Origin of the sequence: Janthinobacterium sp. BJB301, assembly GCF_002735685.1 — a bacterium.
Lineage (GTDB): Bacteria > Pseudomonadota > Gammaproteobacteria > Burkholderiales > Burkholderiaceae_D > Janthinobacterium > Janthinobacterium lividum.
The window spans coordinates 1827399-1844899 of the sequence record NZ_PDZJ01000001.1 but is presented as its reverse complement, the minus strand read 5'-3'; the positions used below and the strand labels follow the sequence as shown (position 1 = coordinate 1844899).

General features: G+C 65.0%; 13 protein-coding genes. 9 read left to right on the top strand and 4 right to left on the bottom strand.

From position 1 onward, the window contains the following. The first annotated feature begins 148 nt into the window (after positions 1–148). From CSQ91_RS08105 to CSQ91_RS08085, 5 genes are all read left to right on the top strand, one after another. Positions 149–2608 (top strand): TonB-dependent siderophore receptor, encoded by a 2460-nt coding sequence (locus CSQ91_RS08105; RefSeq protein ID WP_257217257.1) that lies wholly within the window; start codon positions 149–151, stop codon positions 2606–2608. 75 nt (positions 2609–2683) lie between these two features. After that, a complete protein-coding gene (locus CSQ91_RS08100; protein ID WP_070280560.1) occupies positions 2684–3052 on the top strand; it encodes a hypothetical protein in 369 nt (122 codons plus the stop codon). Further along, complete coding sequence (locus tag CSQ91_RS08095; protein WP_070280558.1) at positions 3049–3705, top strand: hypothetical protein; 657 nt, start codon at positions 3049–3051, stop codon at positions 3703–3705. Before CSQ91_RS08100 ends, CSQ91_RS08095 begins: the two co-directional genes overlap by 4 nt. A 362-nt stretch (positions 3706–4067) precedes the next feature. Beyond that, positions 4068–7775: a PAS domain S-box protein gene (locus CSQ91_RS08090; RefSeq protein WP_099387928.1), complete on the top strand. Its 3708-nt coding sequence runs from the start codon at positions 4068–4070 to the stop codon at positions 7773–7775. Between the two features lie 13 nt (positions 7776–7788). Then, positions 7789–8784 carry a response regulator gene (locus tag CSQ91_RS08085; protein ID WP_070280554.1) on the top strand — a complete coding sequence of 332 codons (996 nt, stop codon included), beginning with the start codon at positions 7789–7791 and terminating at the stop codon, positions 8782–8784. Between the two features lie 11 nt (positions 8785–8795). Here the strand turns inward: CSQ91_RS08085 and CSQ91_RS08080 are convergent, their stop codons facing one another. The 4 genes from CSQ91_RS08080 to CSQ91_RS08065 all read right to left on the bottom strand — a co-directional run bounded on the left by CSQ91_RS08080 (position 8796) and on the right by CSQ91_RS08065 (position 13039). Then, positions 8796–9476, bottom strand: a complete 681-nt coding sequence (locus CSQ91_RS08080; protein ID WP_143450979.1) for an RES family NAD+ phosphorylase — start codon at positions 9474–9476, stop codon at positions 8796–8798. A 6-nt stretch (positions 9477–9482) separates the two neighbouring features. Further along, the gene (locus CSQ91_RS29155) at positions 9483–10256 is read right to left on the bottom strand and encodes a hypothetical protein (RefSeq protein WP_257217256.1); all 774 of its coding nucleotides are present in this window, start codon (positions 10254–10256) and stop codon (positions 9483–9485) included. A 118-nt stretch (positions 10257–10374) separates the two neighbouring features. Continuing rightward, the gene (locus tag CSQ91_RS08070; protein ID WP_099387926.1) at positions 10375–12249 is read right to left on the bottom strand and encodes an esterase/lipase family protein; all 1875 of its coding nucleotides are present in this window, start codon (positions 12247–12249) and stop codon (positions 10375–10377) included. Between the two features lie 13 nt (positions 12250–12262). Further along, the gene (locus CSQ91_RS08065; protein WP_034785793.1) at positions 12263–13039 is read right to left on the bottom strand and encodes a DUF481 domain-containing protein; all 777 of its coding nucleotides are present in this window, start codon (positions 13037–13039) and stop codon (positions 12263–12265) included. A gap of 255 nt (positions 13040–13294) precedes the next feature. On the opposite strand from CSQ91_RS08065, the gene CSQ91_RS08060 reads away from it, so the two are divergent. The 4 genes from CSQ91_RS08060 (at position 13295) to hemB (ending at position 17493) form a co-directional block, all read left to right on the top strand. Beyond that, on the top strand, positions 13295–13981 hold the full coding sequence (locus tag CSQ91_RS08060; protein WP_034785794.1) for a winged helix-turn-helix domain-containing protein: 687 nt from the start codon (positions 13295–13297) through the stop codon (positions 13979–13981). Then, positions 13974–15326, top strand: a complete 1353-nt coding sequence (locus CSQ91_RS08055; RefSeq protein WP_099387925.1) for a sensor histidine kinase — start codon at positions 13974–13976, stop codon at positions 15324–15326. Before CSQ91_RS08060 ends, CSQ91_RS08055 begins: the two co-directional genes overlap by 8 nt. Positions 15327–15491: 165 nt before the next feature. Then, positions 15492–16406, top strand: a complete 915-nt coding sequence (locus tag CSQ91_RS08050) for a VirK/YbjX family protein (protein WP_099387924.1) — start codon at positions 15492–15494, stop codon at positions 16404–16406. Positions 16407–16518: 112 nt separating this feature from the next. Further along, complete coding sequence (gene hemB, locus CSQ91_RS08045; RefSeq protein ID WP_034785799.1) at positions 16519–17493, top strand: porphobilinogen synthase; 975 nt, start codon at positions 16519–16521, stop codon at positions 17491–17493. The last annotated feature ends 8 nt before the right edge of the window (positions 17494–17501 follow it).

Below are 17501 nucleotides of genomic sequence, written 5' to 3'. Positions count from 1 at the left end.
AGCCCGCAGGGCGTAAGCCGACATGCCCCAATTTACTTTTTGCCTGTCCCTTTTTCCGGATTGCTTCGTCATACAAGGTAGAGAACGAACAATCCGAACCATCGAAAGGGTCCACATGGCTTTGCAGCACCGCATTACCGCAGCACGAATGACGCTCCATCCCACCACCGGCGCCGTGCGCGCCGCGCTGGTCCTGCTCCTCGCCGTGGGCGCCGCCGGCACCGGTTTGCCGCAAGCGGCGCTGGCCGCCGAGTCCAGTCCGGCCGCCAGCGTGCGCGACTACAGCATTCCCGCCGGCAGCCTGCGCAGCGCGCTGGCATCGTTTGCCATCGCCGCCGGCGTCAACCTGTCCACCCAGGGCGTGGCGCTCGACGGCCTGGTGACGCCGGGCTTGCAAGGGCGCCATGGCATCTCTGCCGGCCTGCAAAAACTGCTGCAAGGCAGCGGCCTCGAAGTGACGGACGGTGGCAATGGCAATTACCTGTTGCGTAAAATCAATATCGGCACGGCTGATGGCGGCCTGGCCAGCATGCCCGCCGTGGTCGTCAGCGCCGAGGCGGACCGCGCCACGGAAGGCACGGGCTTATATACGGCGCGCAATATGTCGACAGCCACGGGCCTGAACCTGTCGCAGCGCCACACGCCGCAAACGGTCAGCGTCATGTCGCGCCAGCAAATGGAAGATTTTGATTTGACCACCTTGCAGGACGTGGCGCGCGCCACGCCCGGCCTGTATGGCAAGACGCAGGGCGTGTCCGACCAGGAAACCACGTATTTCGCCCGGGGCTTTGCCTTGAGCCACGTCAACGTGGATGGCTTGCCGCTCGATGTGACGGGTTTCAATGAGCGCAACGTTTCCGCCGACATGCTGATGTACGACAGGGTGGAAGTGGTGCGCGGCGCCACGGGCCTGATGGAAGGGGCGGGCGCACCGTCGGGCAGCATCAACATGGTGCGCAAGCGCCCCACGGCCACACCCTTGCTGAACGCCTCGACCCACCTGGGAAGCTGGAAGGACCGGCAATTGACGGTGGACGCCAGCAATGCACTGAACGAATCGGGCAGCCTGCGGGGTCGTGTCGCGGCCAGCTGGCGCGACAGCGACAGTTTTGTTGACGTCGTCAACAATACCAACGGCACCGTGTATGCGATCGTCGAGGCGGATCTGACGCCGTCGACCACGGCCGGCATCGGTTTTTCGCGCCAGCACAGCCGCACCGACGGGGTGTTCGTCGGCTTGCCGACCTTGCCCGATGGCCGTCACATGGACTTGCCCCGCTCGACCTTCCTGAATAATGCCGATTCCTTCCAGAAACGCGACAACAATGTCGTTTTCGCCGACCTGGAAACGAAGCTGGACAAGGGCTGGCGCAGCCGCTTCGCCATCACGCGCATCGATGCCTCGTCGAGCACGCGCAACACCACCAACAGCCGCGTCGATGGCGAAACGTATCTGCTGGAACAGTCGGAAACGGGCTGGAAGTACAACACGGAACAAGTGGTGGCCGACTGGCGCTTGAGCGGCCCCGTCACCTGGTTCGGCCGCCAGCATGACCTGATTGTGGGCGCCAGCTACCGCCATGACGATTCCGACGCCGGCCAGAGCTGGGAAGGCGCCGGGAAGCGCGTGATCGATATCCGCCACTGGAATCCGCGCGCCTACCGCATGAACGGCGCGCCGTTCGAGCCATATAACTGGGGCCGCAAGACGGACGAGAAGGGCCTGTATGCGGCTGGTAACTTCAGCCTGGCCGATCCGCTGCGCCTGGTGCTGGGCGGGCGCTTCGGCTGGTATGCGCAGGATGTCACGGGCTGGTATTCCACCAACCCGGTCTGGCGCCGCAGCCTGACGGAAAACGCGAAATTCACGCCATACGCGGGCCTCGTCTACGACCTGGACCAGCACCATTCCGTGTATGCGAGCGCCACGCAGATCTTCCAGCCACAAAGCGAGCTCGATGTGCGCGGCAATACCTTGCCGCCTTTGAGCGGCACCAACCTGGAAGCGGGCGTCAAGGGAGAATATTTTGGCGGCAGGCTCAATGCCAGCGGCGCCTTGTTCCGCATCAGGCAAAACAACCGCGCCATGGCCGACGAGGTCAATTGCCCCACGGGCGGCGCCATCTATTGCGCCCGCGCGGCCGGGCAGGTGCAGAGCGAAGGCATCGACTTGCAATTGTCGGGCTCGCCATTGCCGGGCTGGCAGATCGCGGGTGGCTACACCTATGTCCTGGCCAAGTACACCAAGGACAGCGTAGCGGCCAACATCGGCCAGCGCATCGCCACGGATGAGCCGAAGCAATTGTTCAAGCTGTACACGAATGTGCAGCTGAGCGGCAGCCTGGCGAAATGGAACCTGGGCGCCTCCGTGTATGCGCAGGACAAGATCTACCGCCGCGAAACGGGCTTCGATACGCGGCAGGGCGCTTACGCCATCGTCGGGCTGACGGCCGGCTACCGGATCAGCGAGCAGCTGCAGCTGCGCGTGAATGTGGACAACGCGCTCGACCGCCGCTACTACCAGGGACTCGGCTATTCGTGGTCGGGCGGGCTGGAACGCTACGGCGCGCCGCGCAGCGTGCTGCTGTCCTTGAACTACAAGATGTAGCCATTGCGCCAGCAGAGCGCGTCCCGGGCGGGCGCCTCTGCTACACTGCCGCCGTCCCCATTTTTGACTGTTCCCATGTCCGCCACACCTGTCCTCACGCCCCTGAAAAGCGCTTTCCAGCAATCGCGCGCCGAGAATAATATCGAGCTGATCCTGCCCGAACTGCTGACCGCGCAATTACACGTCGTCATCGGCGGACAAAGCGAACAGATCGACCTGTTCCTCGTGCCATCGCCCAATCCCGAGCGCCAGTGCGTGACGGTGGCGGAAGACATGGCCTTCCTGGCTGGCATCAACTTTCCCAAGATTCCCGTGACGGGCGCGCAGCTGATCGCCTCGATTCCACCCGACATCGAAATCGTCCTCCTGCATGGCGATGGCGCCAATTACCTGACGCGCGAGCAGCTGGCGTGGTTCCGCGGCATGCTGGCACCGACCGCTTGAGCGGGGAGCTGAGACCCACGCTGAAGCCGGCGCGCGCCGAATGGATCCGTTTTTCGCCGGCCGACGATGCAAGCTCGCATGCGGCGATGATGGCCAATCTGCGTCCCGTGCTGTGGCGCAGCGTGCTGCTGGGCGGCTGTGCCCTGATCCTCGCTTTTGTCCTGCAAGCCGTCTGGCGCGACGTGCCGTACGCGGGCGAGGCAGTGTTGTTCTCTCCGCTGGCGCTGGCCGCCTGGATCGCGGGCCTGGTGCTGTTTCCGGGACGCGCTTTGCTCTTTCATGTGGAACTTGACGATGCGGGCCTGTTGCTGCGGCGCCATGCGCGGCGCCTGCCCGACTGGGATAAAAGCGTGCAGCTGGACTTGTCGCAGCTGCAGCGGCTGGACGTGGTCACGTATGGGGGCGCATTGCAGGTCTATCGGACCCCGGCACCGCTGGCGCGCGTGGAGCTGCTGCTCTACACGACTCTCGCGGACTATCCGCTGATCCGCGTGGTGGGCCTGAACTTGCCCGTGCCGCAGCGCTGGACGCTGTGCCAGATCAAGGAGGAACTGAGCCGCCGCTGTAGACTGGCCGGTATCCCTGTCAGCGAGACGGCCGGGCCGATCAGCCAGGAATCCGCGGCCATCCGCGCGCGCTGGCCGCAGGCGTAGGCGCAGACGGGCCAGTGTCGCATCGCCGCCGCAATAACTATCATTTTTGATAACTGTATTGCTGAAGTCCTATGAATATGTTCGCAAAGCAACTATACTCATGGCTCTTTAAAAAATCATCGTCACGCTGGCGGCCAGCCATCCGCGCCAGAGTTCGTACGCATTCCGCTTTTTCACTCTGTAAAAAGCACCTTTCCCCCGCGCGGCAGGCGCGGGCGTGATGACCGAGCCTTGCCCTGGTCGACTGCTACCGTTGTCATTTCCGCTGTGTTGCCGCTTTAGTAAAAAGCGTGGCGCCAGCGCGCGCGGTGGGCCGTCATGTTTTGCTACGTCACGTTTCACTCACCTTATGCCACGACAGTATGTTTAGTTCCATCTTTGCCGTATCGAGCGATACCATGCAGTACATCTACGGCACGCACAATGCGTGGCTGGTGCTGTTTTCCGTCGGTATCGCCATCTTTGCCTCGTTCATGGCCTTGCAGATCGCCGGTATGGCGCGCAGCAGCGAGCGCGGCTTCCAGCGCCAGACGGCCATCATCACGGGCGCCATCGCGCTCGGCGGCGGCATCTGGTCGATGCACTTCATCGGCATGCTGGCCTTCGACATCTGCACGCGCGTATCCTTCGACCCCAGCCTGACCCTGCTGTCGATGCTGCCCGGCGTGGCCGCTTCATGGGTGGCGCTGCACCTGCTGGCGCGCCCGAGCATCAACTGGCGCCAATTGGTGGTGGGCGGCGTGCTCGTCGGCGTGGGCATCGGTTCCATGCATTACAGCGGCATGGCTGCCATGCAGACTTCGCTGACCCTGCATTACCAGCCTTGGCTGTTCGCCCTGTCGCTGGTGGTAGCTGTCGTCATGGCCATGCTGGCGCTGTGGATACGCTTTGGCTTGAGCGCCATGCGTTTGCGCCTCACTCCCCTGGCGTCGTTGCTGGTCAGCAGTGTTGTCATGGGGCTAGCCATTTCCGGCATGCATTACACGGGCATGCTGGCGGCGCGCTTTTCCGGCACGCCCACGGCGGGCGAGAACACGATTACGGTACAGGCCTCGTTCGTGGCCCTGGCCGTGGCCCTGATCACCGTCACCCTGACCGTCTTCGTGGCCGCCGCGAACGGCTTGCTGCGCTACCGCCAGCTGCTGCGCCACGCCAGCGCCAGCGAATCGCGCCTGCGCGCCATCGTCGATACGGCGGCCGACGGCCTGATCACCATCGATGGCCAGGGCAAGGTGCGCTCCTTCAATCCCGCCGCGGAAAGCCTGTTCGGCTGGCGCGAAGCGGAGATCGTGGGGCGCGACGCCAGCGTGCTGCTGCAGCCGTCCGACGCGGCCGAGTACGAAGGCTATCTGCGCGACTACCTGGAAACGGGCGCCTCGCGCATTCTCGACAGCGGACGCGAACTCGATGGCTGCCACAAGGATGGCGCCGTGCTGCCCATGCGCGTGGCGATCGGCAAGATCGACACGCCGGGCCAGCCCCTGTTCGTGGCGTTTGTCACGGACATGCGCTCGTCGCGCAGCATGGAGCAGGCGCTGAAGGACAGCGAGCGCCAGTACCGCACCCTGATCCGCAACATCCCCGGCGTGTCCTTCCACTGCAGCTTCGCGCCCGAATGGAAGATGATCTTCATCAGCGATGCCGTCTTCAACCTGACGGGCTGGATGCCGCAGGACTTCGCCGAAGGGCGCGTCAGGCTGTTCGACCTCGTGCACCCGGACGACCGCCAGCGCGTCAACGACACCTGCGTGCAGGCGGCCGGAGAAAAGCGCGACTTCGAGAACGTCTACCGCATGATCCACCGCGACGGGCGCGAGCGCTGGGTGCGCGAAAGCAGCGGCCCCGTGCTCGATAACGACGGCGTGGTGCGCTGGATAGATGGCGTCATCCTCGACATCACGGAAAGCGAATTGCGCAACGCCGAATACGAAGGCAAGGTGACGGCCATCTCGCGCGCGACTGCCGTCGCGGAGTTCGACCTGCAGGGACGCATCCTGGCGGCCAACGAGAACTTCCTCGACCTGGTCGGCTACCAGCTCGACGATGTGCTGGGGCTGCACCACAGCATCTTCTGCGAACCGGGTTATGTGACCTCGCCAGACTACATCGCGTTCTGGCAGCAGCTGGCCAGTGGCCAGTTCAATACGGGCGAGTACAAGCGCATCGGCAAGGATGGCAAGGAAGTGTGGATACAGGCCTCGTACAATCCGATCTTCAACACGGATGGCAAGCCGTTCAAGGTGGTCAAGCTGGCCACCGACGTCAGCGAGCGGCGCGCCATGCAGGAAAACCTGCGCGCGGCAAAAGACCGCGCCGAGCTGGCCGCCGAATCGAAGACCAGCTTCCTGGCCAACATGAGCCATGAAATCCGCACGCCGATGAACGCCATCATCGGCTTTACGGAAGTGCTGCTGGGGACCGCCCTGGACAGCCTGCAGCGCCGCCATCTGGGCACGGTGCGCCAGTCCGCCCGTTCCCTGCTCGAGCTGCTCAACGACATCCTCGACATGGCCAAGCTGGAAAAAGGCGCCACCGAACTGGAACTGGTGGACTTTTCGCTACCCGACCTGGTCGACCATGTGGCAGCGTCGCTGCGCATCACGGCGCATGCGCGCGATCTGGTGCTGCATGTCGATGTCGATCCGGGCATGGGCCAGTTCTTCCTGGGCGACGCGCGCCGGGTACAGCAGGTGCTGACGAATCTGATCGGCAACGCCGTCAAGTTCACGGAAGTGGGCCATGTGCGCGTGGCCGTCGGCATGCAGGGCGAGCAGGTGCATATCGCCGTGCACGACACGGGCATCGGCATCCCCGCCGACCGCCTGGACAAGATATTCGCCCCCTTTACGCAAGCCGATTCCTCGATGAGCCGCCGCTTTGGCGGCACGGGCCTGGGCACGACGATTTCACTGCAATTGGTCGAGCTGATGAAAGGCACCATCACGGTGGAGAGTACCCTGGGCGTGGGCAGCGTGTTCCACGTGCTGTTGCCGCTGGCGCCGGGCAAGGCCGTGGCGCGCCGCAGCGAGCAGCCTGTGGTGGCCTTGCCGCCGCTGCGTATCCTGGCGGCCGACGACGTGCCGCAGAACGTGGAGCTGCTCCTGATCAGCCTGGGCGCGGCCGGCCACCAGGTGATCGCCGCCAGCGATGGCGAGAGCGCCGTGCGCGAGTTCAGCAAGGGCAGCTTCGACATCGTCCTGATGGACGTGCAGATGCCGCGCATGGACGGCCTGGAAGCGACGCGCCTGATCCGCGTGCACGAGCGCGAGCAGGGCTTGAAGGCGACGCCCATCATCGCCCTGACGGCCAGCGTGCTGGAACAGGACCGGCGCGCCGCGCAGACGGCCGGCATGAACGGCTTTGCTTCGAAGCCGCTGGAAATGCACAAGCTGACGGCGGAAATCGCCCGCCTGCTCGATATCGCCGTGGCCATGCCGCCGCCGGCGGCTGGCGCGGCGGCGCGTGCCGCCGCCGGCCAGGTCGACTGGCAGCGCGGCATCGCCCTGTGGGGCGGACGCGCGGCCTTGCAGCGCGCCATTGCGCGCTTCGTGCAAGCCAATGGCGACTGCGCCGCCATGCTGGCGGCGGAACTGGAACGCGGCGGCAGCAGCGTGGCGGGCCACCTGCTGCACCGTATCAAGGGCGCGGCGGGCAACCTGTGCCTGGTGCAGGTCGAAAGCCTGCTGGGACGCATCGAGCAAGCCATCGCGCGCCAGTTGCCGGTGACCGAATTGCTGGTGCAACTGGCGGCCGCCTTCATGGCGCTGGCCGGCGAGCTGGAAGAGGTGGATATGCCGGCCGTCGCCATGGAAGCGCCGGCCGCCAGCGCGCCCATTGATGCCGCCGCCGCCGGCGCCTTGCTGCGGCAAGCCATCGCCAGCCTGGAAGGCGGGCAGCTGGACGACGCCCTGATGGCGCAGATTGCCGCCATGCTGGCGCCGCACGGCCAGCAGCCGCGCCTGCAGGCACTGGCCAACGCCATCGACGACTTTGAATTTGCGCGCGCCGCGGGCGTGCTGCGCCAGTTGCTGGCATGGCTGGAAGCACCAGCGCCTGCCGACCTTTCCTGACCTTGGGCTAACGATGACCTTACACGAAGACAAACCGATCCTGCTGCTGGTTGACGATGAAGCGACGAATCTGCAGGTGCTGCGCCAGATTTTGCAGGACGATTACCGCCTGCTGTATGCCAAGGATGGCGAGAAGGCGCTGGAACTGGCGCAACACAATCCCGTCGAACTGATCCTGCTCGACATCATGATGCCCGCCATGACGGGCTATGAGGTATGCAGGCAGCTCAAGGCCATGCCGGCTACCGCGTCCATTCCCGTCATTTTCGTCACCGCCCTGTGCGACGTGAAGGACGAGGCGGATGGCTTTGACGCGGGCGCCGTCGACTACATCACGAAACCCGTCAGCCCGCCCATCGTGCGCGCCCGCGTGCGCACGCATCTGTCGCTGGTCGACGCCGAAGAGTTACGCCGCTCGCGCCTGCAGGTGATCCAGACCCTGGGCCAGGCGGCCGAATACAAGGATAACGAGACGGGCATGCACGTCATCCGCATGAGCTATTACGCGCGCCAGCTGGCGCTGGCGGCCGGCTACAGCGCGGCCAGGGCGGAAGACCTGCTCAACGCGGCACCCATGCACGACGTGGGCAAGATCGGCATCCCCGACGCCATCCTGCAAAAGCCGGGCAAGCTCGATGCGGATGAATGGCAAGTCATGCGCAGCCACGCGGAAATCGGCGCGGCCATCATCGGCGAGCACGCGGGCGGCCTGCTGAAAATGGCGCGCACCATCGCCCTGACGCACCACGAAAAATGGGACGGCAGCGGCTATCCGCAAGGCTTGAAAGGCGAGGAAATCCCCCACGAAGGCCGCATCGTCGCCATCGCCGACGTCTTCGACGCCCTCACCAGCGAACGCCCGTACAAGCGCGCCTGGACGGTCGACGAAGCCATCGCCACCATGCAGCGCGACAGCGGCACGCACTTCGATCCGCAACTGCTGGCGCTGTTCATCGAACAGCTGCCGGCCATGCTGGAAATCAAGGACCAGTGGCGCGAGCCGGCGTAGGGAGTGCCAGGTCAGGGTGGGTCCACGCGCAGGCGGTCGGCCAGCAACCGTGGATAGGCAGGACTGTCTCCGAATGCCCGCTGTGAGCACGCCATGGCCTGGCCCAAGCTCGCCATGTGGCGCGAGGATATGGCGTAGGCCAGCTTGCCGGGCTGCCGGCGCGACGGGTAGATGAAGCCGTGAATCGCGCATGCCTCTTGCGCAATGATCTGATCCAACTGCCAGCCCAGCCATTGGCACCAGCCGTGATCGGGGCTGCGCAATTGATCATAGATGCCCAGCCGGCTGGCGGCCAGGCCTGTCAGGTCGAGCAGTCGCAGTGGCATGCTGAATGACAGCGTCGCGATCAGCGCTTGTTCCGCTCTGTGCGCCATGTAAAAGGTGCCCGGGCGCGTGACATCGTTGCAGCAAAGCTGGGCTTCCCAGGCCGCCGTGTCGGCATCGTCCGCGATATATATCCAGTGATAGGGGAAACCGCCCGGACGAGCCAACTCGGCGGGCGGGCCGAAGCGGTACGTGCGTTCGACTTTCCGCGGCCAGATGGACGCCTCGTTCCACGCCGCGCGCACGAGGACCTGGCCGGCCTGAAGGATGATGATATTGCTCAATAATTCAGTGCGCAGCGATGCCAATGCCGGCAGGCGTGCGGCCATGTCTGGCGGAATTGGTGTTTCTTGCAGTTCAGGCGTCATGCGGGACTAGCCTATGATGTCAGCCATCCCCCTATGCTGCCACTTTGCCGATGCAATGACCTTGCGTAATCTCTCGCTGGCCGGCAGATCCAGCAGCGCCTGCTGGCTGGGATGCACTGCGGGCCGCGTTTCAAACGATTTGCCTGCGAGCATCTCTGCTGGCGAAAGTTCGTTGAGTTCGTCTGCGCTGCTGATCCAGAAGGCATGGATTTCACTACTCGGCTGGCCGGCCAGGATGGCCAGCACGGGCGCGATCAGTTCCGGCACGGGCTGGACAAATTGCCAAGCCGGAAACTCCTTGCCGATACTGCGTCCCTTGGGCGTCACGCAATAAAACCGCTGGCTTTCCACCGCGCGATACAGGGAGGCCTGCGACAGTTCCACCCATCCCTGGCCAATTACTTCTGAAACCTTGAGTTTTGACACGGGAAGCTGGAGCGGCGTGAGCGGCGGCGGGGCGCCCAGCAAGGCGCGCGCTTGATGGAGCGCGCGCGTGGCCACGTCGATCAGGCGCTCGCGCTCGGGACCTTGCGCCAATATGTCGAGTTGTGCGCTCACCAACTGCGAGAATTGTTCCACTACCCGCAGGTCCTTGTCTGTCCATTCCTGAAGGTCGGGCGCCAGAGCGCTGGGAGTCAGATGTGCTGTCATGTTCACTCCTCGGGTAAATGCGGCTGACATCTCATACATAAGATTATCATGTTTCGCAACTTTATCAAGCGCGAAGCGCATTTTTCCTTTACCAGGCAGCGCAATATGCGGTCGTTCGGTCATACGCATTGGTTTCTTGCATTTTTGCCGGCGCCGTGGCGATGCTGATGAGCAAAGGCTAGAGACAGGTAGGCCGGGTGGGCCGGATTGCGTCGGGCTTTGCCCCGCTAATCCGGCCCGCGCTGGCTTATTGCAATGTATCAGGCAGCCGCAAAATCCGCCGTATCTCCAGGATCGCCTGCGGGCTTTCCTGCACGCTGTGCCAGGACGGGATGACTTTTTCCGACAGGGCGCCATCGAGGTGGGCGCTGGCGTAGGGGACCACGCCGTCGCTCGATTCGGCCAATGGCAGGTCCGGCGTGTCGTTGCCCATGATGGAGTAGTAGCGCACTTTCGGGCTGATGGGCAGGTCTGCCACCAGGCGCACGAACGGGTCCTTGTCGCTGAGGTTATCGATGCTGTTGGGGATGCGCAGCGGTTCGCTGCTGCCCGTGTCGAGCTGCGCCAGGCTGCCGGCCGCGTCGGACAACTGGTCGAGCATGTTGATGGGCAGTGTGATCAGGTTGGCGATCCAGCGCGCCACCTTGTGGTTGGCGAACGAGGTGCCGCGGTGCGGCGCGGCGATGAAGATGGCGCGGTTCACCTGCGGCATGGCCGTGAAATTCAGGTAGGGCGCCAGGCCGGCGCGCACTTTTTCCGCCTTCTTGCCCTTCAAATTGTATTCTTCCGTGATGGCGTCGAGCAGGGTATTGCTGGCATCGGAGACCATCAGGCGCGCCAGCACGCCGCCCATGCTGTGGCCGATCAAGACCATGTCGTTCGCGGCATCGGCCTTGGCCGAAGGGTCGAACTGCGCCAGCGTCGCGTTCAGCGCCTGGCGGATGGCGGCGTTGTTGGCCGCCAGCGGCGCATTGCTCGGGTAGTACACTTGCCAGATCTGATAGCGGCGGCGCAGCTGTTCGTCGCCCATCAGCTCATTCGCCACGTTGATCCACGCTTCCGGACTGCTGGCCAGGCCGTGCAGCATGACGATGGTGCGCTTGTTCGGGTCGTAGGGCTGCATCAGATGCACCTGCGGGCGCGAAATGCCGTCGGCACGGCCGAACAGGGTGCGCAGCGCCTGCACGCCGAAGCCGGAGCGGGCCAGCCACAAACCATAGCCGGCCGTGAAATTGGCTGCCACGGGCAGTTCCTGTCCCGCCATGCGCGTCGATTCGCTGCGCGTCGGGTCGACCAGCATCACCAGCAGCTGTTGCGTGGCCAGGACTTCCTGCAGGCTGTTGCCGTCGAAGCGGATCAGCGCCGTAACGACGGGGAAACGGGTTTCCTGATAAGGGACATACTCGCCTTTCGACGCCCGGGGCTTGGGCATGACGGCCACCAGGTCGGCGCCGAAGCCGTCGCGCCGGTACACATTGCGCAGGCCGGAAAACGACAGAGAGGTGGCCGGCAGCAGTTCATCGGGCAGGGTGCCGTCTTCGGGCAGGCGCAGGGCCGACAATTCGCTGTCGATTTCCCAGCCGGCGACGCGGATCACATGGCCGTCGGGGCGGTATTCGCCGCGGTGGCGGAACAGGTTGCCGACGGCCTTTTGCACGGCATAATTATAGTAGTCGCGGATTTGCGTCTGGCGCTCCTCGAAGGCGCGCTGGCCCGGCGTGCGCGTCGTGTAGAACAGGTAGGCATACGCATAGCGGGCCGATTCGAGCCAGGCGGCCAGCCGCTCGGCACTCGGGTGGCCGCCCTGTTTTTCTTCCGCCAGGGCGCTTTCCAGCCACAATTCGGACAGGGTGGCCAGGCGCTGCTCGTCGCTGAGCAGTTCGGAGCGGGCCAGATCGGCGCGGCAGCTGCCCGTATTGGCTTCGCAGGCGGCGATGTCGCTGCCGATGATGCGCAGCACTTCGCTGGCCGAGGCACTGAGTTTGCCCGTGGTGAGGATGTCGCCGCGCCGCTGCTGCAGGTAGTCGGCCGGCGAGATCGCGCTGACGGTGACGGCGGCGCAGCCGCTCAGCAGCGCCGCGGCGCACAGGAGGGCGCATACGCGCAGACGTCGCATCAGCATGGCCGGTCCGCGTCTAGAACGAGTAGACCAGCGTCAGCGAGGTTTGCGTATCCGTGTTCTTCTTGTCGTCCGGCACGCGCGTATCGTTGCGGGCGCTGAAGGCGGCCTTCATCTGCATGGTGCCGTTGATCTTGGTGCTGAGGGCTGTTTCGGCGATCGAGTGGGTGTTCGAGGTACCCCGCTCCACGCTGACCGTTTGCGTAAACATGGCCGACTGGCTGATTTTCCACTTCATGGCGGCCGCGCCGCGCACCGTCAGGCCGTGTTCCGATTCGCCCGCATCATTGGTGCCGCTGAAATAGCCTGGACCGACTTCCACGTCGATGCTCTTGTCGCTGGACTGGTACCAGCGCGAGCCATGACCGATGGCCAGGGTTGAGTACTTGGTGTAGGCGCCGAACTTGTCGTTCACGTGCGAGGCCAGCACGAACAGTTTTTCATGGTCGGCCATCAGCTTGTAGGCGGCCTTGGCGGAGGCGGAAAAGCGCTCGGCCGAGCGTTCGCGCACTTTCTCGCCGTCGTCGTTGGTCGTTTCGTCTTCCTTGAAGTAGCCGCTGAAGATGTACTGGTTGCTCCAGTCATCGAGTTCCTGGCGCGCGTCGATCTTGCCCGTGACGGAGGTGCCGACCGTATTGCCGGAGGTGGTGATGGCGCCCAGTTCGGCGGACGTGCTCCAGCTGCCGATGGGGATTTCATCGAACAACAGGCTTTGCTTGGTGTCTTTGGCGGCGGCGCTGCCGCAGGTGATGGCCATGGCCAGCGCCAGTGCGAGAGAGTGGGTCGATTTCATGGCTGTATTGGTCTGTGGCGCGCGCCTGGCGCGCCTGATATTCGTTAATGGCAGTGGTGGCTATGCAGGCCGCGGCAAGCCGTGAGGCGCCGATAAAACCTGCGCACATGCGCGCGCGGGCGCGGCCAAAAATTGTCGAGGCTGTATTGTACCCGACCCTGTCATCGCGCGCCGCACGTCGGCGGGGCTGGCAAGTGGCGCGCGCCTGGCGTATGCTGCGCCTATCTGCTGCCCTGATTTTTACAAGGAACTCCCGTGCGCTGCCTGGTCATCGAAGACGAAGCTGAAACTTCCCGCTATATCTGTGCCGGCCTGCGCGAGGCTGGCCACGACGTCACCGCTTGCGACAATGGCATCGACGGCATGCGCCTGGCCTGCGGCGAAGACTGGGATGCGCTGGTGCTCGACCGCCTGCTGCCCGGCGAGATCGATGGCCTGGCCATCGTCGCGCGCCTGCGCGGCATGGGCCGCAACACGCCCGTGCTGGTGTTGTCGGCCCTGTCCAGCGTCGACGAGCGTGTGCGCGGCCTGCGCAGCGGCGGCGACGATTATTTGTCGAAACCGTTCGCCATCGCCGAACTGCTGGCGCGCATCGAAGCGCTGCTGCGCCGCGCTGCGCCCGTACCCGAATCGACGCAGCTGCAGGTGGCCGACCTGGTACTCGACATGCGCACCATGCGCGTGACGCGCGCCAACCGGCAGATCGCCTTGCAGCCGCGCGAATTTCGCCTGCTGGAATACCTGATGCGCCACCAGGGCCAGTCCGTCACGCGCGCCATGCTGCTCGAAGCCGTGTGGGACTACCATTTCGACCCGCAGACGAACGTCATCGACGTGCAGGTGAGCCGTTTGCGCACCAAGGTAGACAAGGAATTTTCGCCGCCGCTGATCCACACGGTGCGCGGCGTCGGCTACACCCTGGGCGTGATCGACAGTGCGTAACTGGCACCGCTCGATCGCGGCCCGCCTGGCGCTCGGCTATGGCGTGCTGGTGGTCGTCTCGATCAGCATCGTCTGCGCCGTGTTCTATTTCGGCACCATCGGCGTGCTCGATCGCAGCGTGGACCGCAAGCTGACCCTGCTCTCGGAGCGCCTCGCCGCCCTGTACCAGCAGGACGATGCCAGCCGCACGACGGCGGAAATCGCCCATTTGCTGACAGACCGCACCGACAGCGACACGGAGATTTTTTTACTGGTGGGCGCCGATGGCAGCCGCGTGGCGGGCAATCTGTCGTCCTGGCCCGACGTGGGCAGCCCCGTGGGCCGTTTGCTGCACCGCGACGTCACGCGCGAAGGGCGCAGGGTGCCCGCGCGCATGCTGATCCGTGAATTGGAGGGCGGCGCGCGCCTGTTCGTCGGGCGCGACATGGAAGAGGGCAAGTCGATCCGTTCGCTGGTGCTGCGCTCGCTGGCCTACGGCGGCGGGGTCGCCATCCTGCTGGTGGTGGCGGGCGCCTGGCTGTTCCGCCGCCAGCTCGAGGCGCGCATCGGGCAGATCCGCCGCACGGCGGGGGAAATCGAGGCGGGAGACCTGAGCCGTCGCATTCCCGTTTCCAGCGAAGACGAATTCGGCTTGCTGAGCCGCGACATCAACCGCATGCTTGACCGCATCGAGCACCTGATGGAAGGCGTGCGCCACGTGTCGAACGCCATCGCGCACGACTTGCGCACGCCGCTGGGCCGCATCCGCAACAAGCTCGATGGCGCCCTGCGCCAGCAGCAGGGCGTGGCCGGCTACGAGAGCGCGGCGCAGGCGGCCATCGACGACATTGACGACCTGACGCGCGTGTTCGACAAGCTGCTGCAGATCGCGGCAGCCGAATCGGGCATGCGTCCCGAGAATTTCAACGACATCGACCTGCAGCAGATCGGCGCCGACATCGTGGAAATGTACGAGGCCACGGCCGACGAGCAGGGCGTGCTGCTGGTGCAGATGTATGGCGAAGGCGTGCCGGCGCGCGGCGACCGCAACCTGCTGGGCAGCGCGCTGGCCAGTCTGGTCGACAACGCCATCAAGTATGCGGGGCGGGGCGCCACGGTGGAAGTGTCGGCCGGCAGCGATGAGCAGGGCAGCTGGCTGGCCGTGCGCGACAACGGCCCCGGCGTGCCAACGGAGGAACTGCCGAAGCTGACGCAGCGGTTTTACCGGCTCGACAAGAGCCGCCACTTGCCCGGCAACGGCCTGGGACTGTCCATCGTCGCAGCCATCGCCGCCCTGCATGGCGGCAGCCTGGAGATCGAGGATGCGGCGCCGGGCTTGCGCCTGCGTTTGCGGCTGCTGCGCTAGCATGGGCCGGCAACACATTACCAACTTGTAACCCCCTTCATTTTCGCCTCCCCCTATCATCCGTTCTACCCGGCGTAGAGCGGCTGCGTGCGCGCAGCCGCCTGTTCCGGGCTGCCCGCGGCCTGCCGCGGCTTGCCTGTTCCGACCCGTCGCAGAGCTGTTTTCATGCATACTTTTACCGCCACCGCCACCGCCACCGGCGACAACGCCGCGCCGCAACAGGCGCCACTGCACCAGCATGGCCACCGTATCAAGGCCGCGCTGGGCGCCATCGTCTTTCCCCTGCAGCGCGCGCGCTGGCAAGCGTTCATCGCCGGCACACCGGGCCTGACGGCGCTGGCACAAGCCCATCCCAGCCTGCGGTACAAGATTTATCGTCCCTACGCCAGCCGCCAGTTGTGCTGCGCGGCGAGGGTGGCGCTGCTGTGCGGGCATTACCGCTTCCTGTGGCAGGCGGGCGCGCGGCCGCTGGTGGAATACGCGGCGCGCCGCGCGCTGGTGCTGGCCGCCATCGAGGGCAAGGATGGCGCCAGCTACCGCTTGCAGCTGACGGCCATCCACGACAGCCACCGCGAAGGGGAGCTGTGCCTGCGCCTGACGCGCGATGGCGTTCCGCTGTACCTGGCCAGTTTCCTGTTCCGGCCGCAGCCTGGCGGCGCCGTCATCCAGCTGGGCGCCTTGCAGGGCTTGCGCTCGCCCGCCGGCGCGCAGGCGGTAAAAGAGGCCACGCGGGCGCTGCACGGCTGCCGGCCGAAAAACCTGATGGTGGCCGCCTTGCGCGACCTGGGCGACTTTTTCGGCTGCGACCACCTGGACCTGGTCAGCAACGCCAACCGCATCGCGCTGAACTGGCGCCGGCGCCGCCATATCTCGTGCGACTACGACCAGGCGTGGCGGGAACTGCACGCGCTGCCCACCGGCGATGGCAATTACCGCCTGCCTTGCGGCCCTTGCCGGATGCCGGAGCTGGAGCTGGTGCCGTCGAAAAAACGTGCGGACGCGCGCCGCCGCGGCGCCATGCTGGTGCAACTGGCGGCCGACATGCGCTGGCAAGTGGCGGCCCTGCTGCACGCGCAATGACGGCGCAGGGCGGGGTTTCTTGACCTGCGCGGCTTTTTTGCCGGGCAGCCCGGCGCAATCGGCGTGATCGGCGTATACTAATCGGCGTTGTTAACCTGAAGCCAGTCACCCCATGCCAGCACAATTCCCCACTTCGCGCATGCGCCGCCTGCGCGCGACCCCGCAACTGCGCGAGCTGTTCCGCGAAACCGAGATCAATCCGCGCGACCTGGTCCTGCCGATCTTCGTCGACGAAGGCAGCAGCGATTTCATCGACATCAAGTCCATGCCTGGCGTGCGCCGCATTCCCGAAGCGAAGCTGGCGCAGGAAGTCGAGCGCTACGCGCGCGCCGGCCTGCGCTCCGTCATGACCTTCGGCATTTCGCACCACAAGGATAGCCACGGCACGGACACGCTGAATCCGGACGGCCTGGTGGCCCGCATGTCGCGCATCATCAAGGATGCCGTACCGGAAATGGTGGTCATGTCCGACACCTGCTTCTGCGAATACACGGACCATGGCCATTGCGGCATCCTGCATGGCGACACGGTCGACAATGACAGCACGGTACTGAATTTGGGCAAGCAGGCCGTCATCGCTGCCCAGGCGGGCGCCGACATCATCGCCCCATCGGCCGCCATGGACGGCCAGGTGGCGGCGATCCGCAGCGCGCTCGACGCGGCCGGTTTCCACGACACGCCCGTGATGGCATATTCGACCAAGTTCGCTTCCGGCCTGTACGGCCCGTTCCGCGATGCGGCCGGCAGCACCCTCAAGGGCGACCGCAAGACGTACCAGATGGACCCGATGAACCGCCGCGAAGCGGTGCGCGAGTCCTTGATCGACGAAGCCGAAGGCGCCGACGCGCTGATGGTGAAACCGGCCGGGGCGTATCTGGACATCATCCGCGACCTGCGCGAAGTGACGCGTTTGCCGATCGGCGCCTACCAGGTCAGCGGCGAATACGCGATGATCAAGTTCGCCGCCGAGGCGGGCGCCATCGACGAGCGCCGCGTGGTGCAGGAAACCCTGGGTGCCATCAAGCGCGCGGGCGCGGACATGATCTTTACGTATTTCGCGATGGATGTGCTGAATAATCCGTACTGAGGCAAGTT